Source organism: Streptomyces sp. Ncost-T10-10d (assembly GCF_900091955.1).
GTDB lineage: Bacteria > Actinomycetota > Actinomycetes > Streptomycetales > Streptomycetaceae > Streptomyces.
In genome coordinates, this window is sequence record NZ_FMDF01000240.1 from 1 (window position 1) to 2187 (window position 2187).

Sequence of the window (2187 nt, forward strand, 5' to 3'; positions counted from 1 at the left end):
ATCGACCGACTGAACCCCCACGCACCCAACCAGAACGGCTTGACAAACGGCATGAGGAATCGGTGACACGAACTCGCGGTGGCCCCGGTCTCCCTCTGCTTGTTCAGGCGGGATCAGCGCGTCACGCCGAGGGTGGCGATCAGGTCTTCGTGCAGCTCGAACCAGACCCGGTGGCAGGAGTCACGGTCGGTGCCGGTGATCCAGGCAGGTTCCGCATGTGCCTTGGCCAGGGCTTCGGCGAAACGCTGCTGGTAGCCGGAGAACCGGTCGAGATGGGCCGTCAGGCGGCCCTCGAGCCCGGCCAGCGCAGCGGCGGGGCCTTCGAGCGCCGTGATCGTCTGGGCGAGGGTCAGGGTCTGATCGTCGATGCCCATCTCGGCCAGCTGCCAGGCGGTGCAGGCGGCGGCCATGACGTCGTTGAGCGGCAGGAAGTCCTGGTGGACCTTCTCGACAGCTGCACGGGCACCGGCTTCGTCGAGCTCAGCCGCCAGCAGCCGCTCTCCATGTGCTTTGCCGGACTCGGTCAGCGACCAGCCCCCGTCACCGGCGAAGGAAGAGAAGGTGATCCAGCCCTGGGCCCGGGGGGCCAGCAGGTACTCACGCGCCTCGCCCTCAGTCACGCTCAGTCGAGCGGCTATCCGTGCGGTGTCGGCATAGCCCATGGTCCGAACGGCGTGCAGCACCAGGAGGTTGATTGGGGAAGTCTGGCTCATCTGCGCTCCGTGGTGTGATCTCGGTGTGGGGCCTGTCCAGCGAGGGCGACGTTGCCGCGGCTGCCGTCCACGACGACGCAAAGTCTGTCGGCCAGCACAGTCGTCGCGTCGTCGGCGGCCGTGACTGCCGGAATCCGGAACTCGCGGGCCACGATCGCAGCGTGGCTGAGAACCCCGCCGACCTCGGTGACGACCGCGGCGGCGCGGGCCAGCAGCGGGGTCCAGGCCGGTGAGGTCGTGCGACAGACCAGCACGTCACCGGACCGGAAGCGGGTGAAGTCGTCCAGCCCGCCGATCATCCGTACCGGCCCGGTTGCGGTGCCGGGGCTGGCCGGCGTGCCTGTGACAAGCGCCTCGCCGGCATCGCGGGCCGCATGTCCGTCCGGCTCGGCAGCCGTGGTGATGGGGCGCGCTTGCAGCACCCAGACCGTGCCGTCGGCGATGGCCCACTCGACGTCTTGCGGGCATCCGAACGAGGCCTCGATCCGGCGGCCGGTCTCGCCCAGCGCGCGCACCTGCGCCGCGGTCAGGACCGGCTCTACGACGGTGTCCGGAGTGGTGAGCACGTCGCCGTCGATGGTCCACCTCTGCGGGGTGAGGCTCCCGTCGACGACCTTGTCGCCAAGTCCGCGAGCCGCCTCGATCACCACCTGGTCGGCGCCGGTGACCGGTTGGCGAGTGAACAACACCCCGGCCACTTCCGCACGGACCAGCCTCTGCACGATCACCGACACCACGGGTCCGGGTGACCGACCTCTCCGGGCGGTGTACGCGACGGCCTGCGGGCTGGTTCCGGACGTGGCGGTGCGCCGCACGGCCACGGTCACCTGCGCCGTAGTGGTCGCGCCGAGAGTGGTGTGCAGCTGGCCGGCGAATGACGCCTGGACGGCGTCCTCGCCCACGGCGGAGGAGCGCACCGCGAACGGCCCGGAACCCAGACCCCGCAGCGCGGACTCGAGCTCGTGGGTCCAACTGTCGTCACTCACGTCCTCGATCACGAACCCAGCCGGCACGGCAAAGCCCTCGCGCAGCAGCCGGGCGAGGTTGGCGGCCTTGGCCCCGTACCGTTCATCGGCGTGACTCAGCGGGATCACCACGGCTGAGCACGAGTCTCGGGATCGCTGGTCCGGGTGAGCACTCGATTCAGGCGCTGTTGAGCGGCCTGAGCCGAGGCCAGACCGAGAGCGTCGGCGATCTGCGGCCACGTCATCCCCACCCCGCGTGCGGCGAACAACAAGGCGGACTCGGCCTGGTCGAGTTCTGCCCGAGCGGAGGCCAACAGTCGCAGCCCTGCGTGCATGACCGTGGGATCAGCCGTCTTCGCATCACGCGCGGTCCACGTGGTGAACCGCACCAAGTCGGCGTCCGAGGCGGGCTGTCCGGGTTGCTGCCACGGTCGTCGTTCGAGACCGGCGGCGCCGGCGTCGTTGACCACAGCGCGGGCACGGTCGAGGTCGGCAGCACGGTCCTGATC

The 2187-nt window shown here is 70.0% G+C and carries 2 protein-coding genes and 1 pseudogene; all 3 read right to left on the minus strand.

From position 1 onward, the window contains the following. Window positions 1–113: 113 nt before the first annotated feature. Window positions 114–713 (minus strand): helix-turn-helix domain-containing protein, encoded by a 600-nt coding sequence (locus tag GA0115254_RS42740; protein WP_093900638.1) that lies wholly within the window; start codon window positions 711–713, stop codon window positions 114–116. Further along, window positions 710–1807: a PEP/pyruvate-binding domain-containing protein gene (locus GA0115254_RS42745; protein ID WP_218105632.1), complete on the minus strand. Its 1098-nt coding sequence runs from the start codon at window positions 1805–1807 to the stop codon at window positions 710–712. Before GA0115254_RS42745 ends, GA0115254_RS42740 begins: the two co-directional genes overlap by 4 nt. Further along, window positions 1804–2187: pseudogene (locus GA0115254_RS42750) on the minus strand (hypothetical protein); the annotation flags it as partial. The gene GA0115254_RS42745 and the pseudogene GA0115254_RS42750, both read right to left, overlap by 4 nt.